The sequence below is a fragment of the Faecousia intestinalis genome, assembly GCF_040096185.1.
In the GTDB taxonomy this organism is placed as follows: Bacteria; Bacillota; Clostridia; order Oscillospirales; family Oscillospiraceae; genus JAZOXB01.
In genome coordinates, this window is sequence record NZ_JBBMFF010000256.1 from 1 (window position 1) to 5,108 (window position 5,108).

Sequence of the window (5,108 nt, forward strand, 5' to 3'; positions counted from 1 at the left end):
GCAGCGTGCGTCAGCACGATGCGAGTGTGCGTAGCACACGGGATTCCTGATGAAATGTTTTAATCAGGAATCAGTATTACATGTCCGCCTCGAGCAGGCGGTCCAGGATCGCGCCGTGGGTATAGAACGACGTTTCATACGTCAGGTAGCGCATGGAGTTCCGGTCCCACAGGAACTGCAGCTGGGCCGGGAATTCGTCGTCCTGCTCCCAGAAGCGCAGCAGCACCGGGAAGAACGGCAGCACCGGCAGCACGGCGGAAAAATCGCCGGGGCCGTCCGTTGGTGTGCCGCCGAGCCGTGCCACGGCCTGCCGCAGCCGGTCGATCCGGCCGGAGAAATGCTGCGCGGCGGGCGGCGTGACGGAAGCCTTCAGCTGCCCCTGCAGCGTTCCGGCCTGCACGGCGTTGAAGCTGTCGTGCGAACACCACTGCCCGGCCAGAACGGGGAAACCGTTCGGATTGCTCAGCAGGTCATAGGCCGTCATGGCCGCGCCGAAGGGCGCAGGCATCCAGACGCCGTCGTGCTGCCGCTCGGCCGCGCCGTCCGTACGGGAAAGGCGCAGCGGCTCATGCAGGAGCTCCAGATAGAGATAGGTCTCATCGCGCCGCAGGGCGAACCGCGCCGCGATGGCATCGAGGTCCTGCGCAGCGAAGCTGCGCCCCGCCGCCTGCGCCTGCAGATCATAGTTGGAAGGTCTCATATCGGTTCAATCCTTTCAGCTTGTCAAAAAGTCCCGCCGCGGCTGGCGATCAAACGCGAAAGGACACCCTGACGGTTTCCTTTCACACGTTTCTTCCCCCTGAAGCTTTTGGCTTGGTTGGTTTTTTGACAGTCTGCTTTTTCTTTCGGGTCTTCAGATAGCGCTCCGCCTGCCGGAGCTGGGCGGCCGTCGGCTTGCCGAACGCCTCCCCGCGCTCCGCTCTGCGCGGCTCCTTTGCGGCAGGCTGCGCCTTGCGCGGCTTTTCCGCAGGTTTCTTTTCTGCGGGCCTCTCCCGCTTCTGCGCAGGGCGCTTTTGTGCTGGCTGCTTCTGCGCCGGGTGCGGCGCCTTTTCTGCCTCGCCGCGGCGCGGCCGGATGAGGCACTTCGGGCCATAGCCGATCAGGTCCGTGCGCCCGGCCTTGACAAGGGCCTCGTGGATAAGGGCATAGTTCTTCGGGTCGCGGTACTGGATGAGCGCGCGCTGCATTTCTTTTTCGTGCGGGTCGGTCGGCACATAGACCGGCTCCATCGTCCGGGGATCGAGGCCCGTATAGTACATGACGGTCGAGAGCGTCGAGGGCGTGGGATAAAAATCCTGCACCTGTTCCGGCATATAGCCGAGGTCGCGGACATATTCCGCCAGCTCCACGGCCTCGCGCAGGCCACAGCCGGGGTGGGAGCTCATGAGATAGGGCACGAGATACTGCTTTTTGCCGAGCTTTTCGTTCAGCGCGGCATATTTGCGGCAGAATTTTTCATAGACCGCGTGGCGCGGCTTTCCCATATAGCGCAGGACCTGATCCGAAACGTGCTCCGGCGCGACCTTGAGCTGGCCGGAGACGTGGTACTCCACCAGTTCGCGCAGGAAGGTCGGATCCTCGTCGGCCAGCAGATAGTCAAAGCGGATGCCGCTGCGGATGAAGACCTTCTTCACGCCGGGGATGGCGCGCAGCTCACGCAGCAGGTTTACATAATCCGTATGGTCCGCCCGCAGATTGCGGCACGGCGTCGGAAACAGGCACTGCCGGTTCTGGCAGGCCCCGTGTGTCAGCTGTTTTTCGCAGGCGGGCTGGCGGAAATTGGCCGTCGGGCCGCCGACGTCATGGATGTAGCCCTTGAAGTCGGGATGCTGCGTCATGCGCGCCGCCTCGGCCAGCAGAGAGTCATGGCTGCGCGTCTGGACGATGCGGCCCTGATGGAACGTCAGCGCGCAGAACGAGCAGCCGCCGAAGCAGCCGCGGTTCGAGACGAGGCTGAACTGCACCTCGGCGATGGCGGGCACACCGCCCGCCTTGCGGTAGGACGGGTGATAGGTGTCCTGATACGGCAGAGCGTAGACGTCGTCCATCTCCTGCGTGGAAAGCGGCGGCTGCGGCGGGTTCTGCACCACGAACTCGCGGCCGTACGGCTCGATGAGGCACCTGGCGGAAAACGGATCGGTGTTGCGGTACTGAACGGCGAAGCTCTCGGCGTAGCGGCGGCGGTCGGCGCGCAGCTCGTCATAGGACGGCAGCGTGATGGCGTCCACCACGCCGGAGCAGTCGCGCGTGCGGTAGACCGTGCCGTTCACGAAGGTGATATCGTGGATGTCCAGCCCGCTGTTCATGGCGTCCGCGACCTCGACGATAGCGCGCTCGCCCATGCCGTAGAGCAGGAGGTCGGCCTGCGAATCGAGCAGGATGGAGCGCTTCAGGCTGTCAGACCAGTAGTCATAGTGTGCCAGGCGGCGCAGGCTGGCCTCGATGCCGCCGATGAGGATCGGGATCTTTGGAAAGCTGCGGCGGATGAGGTTGCAGTAGACGACCGTCGCATAGTCCGGCCGCTTGCCCGTCACGCCGCCGGGCGTATAGGCATCCGTGCGGCGGCGGTGGCGGCCGACGGAATAGTGATTGACCATGGAGTCCATATTGCCGCCCGTCACAAGGAAGCCGAGGCGCGGCTCGCCGAATTCCAGCACGGACGACGGATCGCGCCAGTCCGGCTGCGGCAGCATGGCCACACGGTAGCCCGCGCGCTCGAGCACGCGGCTGATGATGGCATGGCCGAACGACGGGTGGTCGACATAGGCGTCGCCGAGGACATAGACGAAGTCCGGCCGCTCCCAGCCGAGGGCGTGCATCTCGCGCGCGTTGATCGGAAGAAAGCCCGCCATTATTTCGCCCCCGTGGAGCCGAAGCCGCCCTCGCCGCGCGCAGTGTCCGTCAGCGTCTCCGTCTCAAAGAACTGCGCCGTGAGATAGGGTGTGAGGATGAACTGGGCAATGCGCTCGCCCGGCTCGATGGTCTGCGGCTGTGCGCCGTGGTTGCGCATGGGGACGAAGAATTCCCCGCGATAGTCGGAGTCGACAACGCCGACCTTGTTGGCCGGGGCCAGATCGCGGCGACTGGCAAGCCCGCTGCGGGCAAACACCAGGCCAACATAGCCCTCCGGGATCTCCATGGCGATGCCGATTGGGATCAGGCGCGTCTCGCCGGGCGCAAGCACGACGGGTGCGTCCAGGCAGGCGCGCAGATCAGCCCCGGCCGAGCTGGCCGTGCCGTAGGTGGGGAGCGCCGCACCCTCACGCAAAATTTTAACGGGTACCTTTTGCATCATAATGCCCTCCGCGTTGATAGCCGTCGTCCCACAGGACGATCCGGCCGGATGCCAGCGTCGCCGGAATGTCGATGAGCCGCTGGTTGGACGAGCCGCGGAACCGCAGAGCAAGGTCCTTTTTCTCCAGCACGAACGGGCCGTCCACCAGCACGTCGATGCAGCCGAGCATCTGCCGCACAAGAGCCGCGTCGCCGACCCGGCCGGACAGCAGGTCCCGGTCGAGCAGGAAGCCCGTAAAGGCCCACACATTTTTGCCGGGGCAGCGCGCCCGCAGCTGCCGCAGCAGTTCCGCCACGGCGGGCTGGTTGGCAGGCTCGAACGGCTCGCCGCCAAGCAGGGTCAGCCCGGCCACATAGGCAGGCTCCAGGGAATGCAGGATCGTGTCGATGACGTCCTGCGTAAACGGCTCGCCATAGGAAAAATCCCATGTTTCGGGCTGGAAGCAGCCCTTGCAGTGGTGCGTGCAGCCCGAGACGAACAGGCTTGTCCGCACGCCGGGGCCGTTTGCGATATCACAGGTCTTGATAGCTGCATAATTCATGCTTGTTTCCTCCCCAGTCGTGCGAACCACCGGAACGTCAGCGGCCAGACCGTCGCCGCCAGCAGCACCACGAAGAAATAGCGGATGGCATGTGTGCCGATCCAGGTAAAGCCCGCGGCGACGAACAGGAGCTTCAGGCCCTGCTTGACAGCCAGCAGCAGCGCCGCTCCGCCGAGCACCTTGAGCACCTGCGCCCACCAGACGGCCTTCGTCTCAAAGCGGATATACTTCCGCTCCAGCGTGTAGCCCACGCAGAAGCCGAGCAGCGCACCCAGCAGCGAGCAGGAGTTCTTGCGGCCCTCAAAGAGGTTGTCCGGGTCGACGTCCGCCGGGAAACGGGCAAAATTCGCATAGATCACATAGGCCAGCGCCACGACGGTCATCACGCCGAGCAGAACGGCCATTTTTTTCGGGTCCTCTGCCGCGCTGCGCACGATAGGATAGATCACGAAGATCAGCACAACGGCCGTCACAGCCGCCACGCTGACGTCCAGCGGCGTGTGCACGCCGAGATACATGCGGGAAAATGCCGTCAGCGCCGCGAGCACGATGCACACGATGCGCAGCGCGCGATTTTTGTGCCAGCGGGCAATGCCGCCGAGCGTGCCGACGGCGTTCTGCGTGTGGCCGGACGGGAAGGAATAGCCGCCCGCCCCGCTGCGCGCGCTTTCCACGATCGTGAAGCTCGGGTCGCGCACCCATGGCCGCGGGATGCGGCACAGCAGCTTGAGGAACTGATTGAGCACCGTGCCGAAGAAGCCGACAAACAGCAGATAATAGCCTTCCTCCTTGCTGACGCACCAGAAGATCGTCAGCGCCAGCAGCAGGAACGCCAGCTCCTCGCCGAAGCAGGTGAATGCCTGCATGACGACGTCGAGAAACGGGCAGCGGATGGATTCGAGCCAGTATAAAAAAGACATGGCAGCGCCTCCCCTATCGTTGGTTTATTGGTATAGTATAGCACACCGCCGGAAAAACCGCAATCGGGCAAATCATGAGGCGCACCATCGTAGGGGAGCGGCACGCCGCTCCCGGCGACGCACTGACGATTCGTACCGGGTATCGATAAAATGGCATGCACCAATTGCGCCTGTAGCGGCGCTCACTGAGCGCCATGGGCAGTTGCAGATATTGAAGTGTTAATTTCGTGGCGCAAAGCCACCAGATTTGTCATTCCGAGGAGCGAAGCGACGTGGGAATCTCGTGCAGGCAGCTGCGTTTTCGCCGGGGCCATCTTGTTATCCGGCCGGGGCAATCTCGCAGTACCCGGCC

At 63.9% G+C, this 5,108-nt stretch carries 5 protein-coding genes; all 5 read right to left on the reverse strand.

The window, feature by feature from the left end:
- Nucleotides 1-76: 76 nt before the first annotated feature.
- The 5 genes from WMO66_RS12445 to WMO66_RS12465 all read right to left on the reverse strand — a co-directional run bounded on the left by WMO66_RS12445 (nt 77) and on the right by WMO66_RS12465 (nt 4,756).
- Nucleotides 77-700: a DUF3786 domain-containing protein gene (locus WMO66_RS12445; protein ID WP_349136746.1), complete on the reverse strand. Its 624-nt coding sequence runs from the start codon at nt 698-700 to the stop codon at nt 77-79.
- A gap of 82 nt (nt 701-782) precedes the next feature.
- Nucleotides 783-2,852: a YgiQ family radical SAM protein gene (locus WMO66_RS12450; RefSeq protein ID WP_349136747.1), complete on the reverse strand. Its 2,070-nt coding sequence runs from the start codon at nt 2,850-2,852 to the stop codon at nt 783-785.
- On the reverse strand, nt 2,852-3,295 hold the full coding sequence (gene dut / locus WMO66_RS12455) for a dUTP diphosphatase (RefSeq protein WP_418487579.1): 444 nt from the start codon (nt 3,293-3,295) through the stop codon (nt 2,852-2,854). The genes WMO66_RS12450 and dut overlap by 1 nt, the downstream gene beginning before the upstream one ends.
- The gene (nrdG, locus tag WMO66_RS12460; RefSeq protein ID WP_349136748.1) at nt 3,273-3,836 is read right to left on the reverse strand and encodes an anaerobic ribonucleoside-triphosphate reductase activating protein; all 564 of its coding nucleotides are present in this window, start codon (nt 3,834-3,836) and stop codon (nt 3,273-3,275) included. Before nrdG ends, dut begins: the two co-directional genes overlap by 23 nt.
- The gene (locus WMO66_RS12465) at nt 3,833-4,756 is read right to left on the reverse strand and encodes a phosphatase PAP2 family protein (protein WP_349136749.1); all 924 of its coding nucleotides are present in this window, start codon (nt 4,754-4,756) and stop codon (nt 3,833-3,835) included. The genes nrdG and WMO66_RS12465 overlap by 4 nt, the downstream gene beginning before the upstream one ends.
- Between the last annotated feature and the right edge of the window lie 352 nt (nt 4,757-5,108).

Coding starts and splice junctions, on each gene's coding strand:
- WMO66_RS12445 (WP_349136746.1), bottom strand. CDS start 700: ATGAGACCTTCCAACTATGATCTGCAGGCGCAGGCGGCGGGGCGCAGC.
- WMO66_RS12450 (WP_349136747.1), bottom strand. CDS start 2,852: ATGGCGGGCTTTCTTCCGATCAACGCGCGCGAGATGCACGCCCTCGGC.
- dut (WP_418487579.1), bottom strand. CDS start 3,295: ATGATGCAAAAGGTACCCGTTAAAATTTTGCGTGAGGGTGCGGCGCTC.
- nrdG (WP_349136748.1), bottom strand. CDS start 3,836: ATGAATTATGCAGCTATCAAGACCTGTGATATCGCAAACGGCCCCGGC.
- WMO66_RS12465 (WP_349136749.1), bottom strand. CDS start 4,756: ATGTCTTTTTTATACTGGCTCGAATCCATCCGCTGCCCGTTTCTCGAC.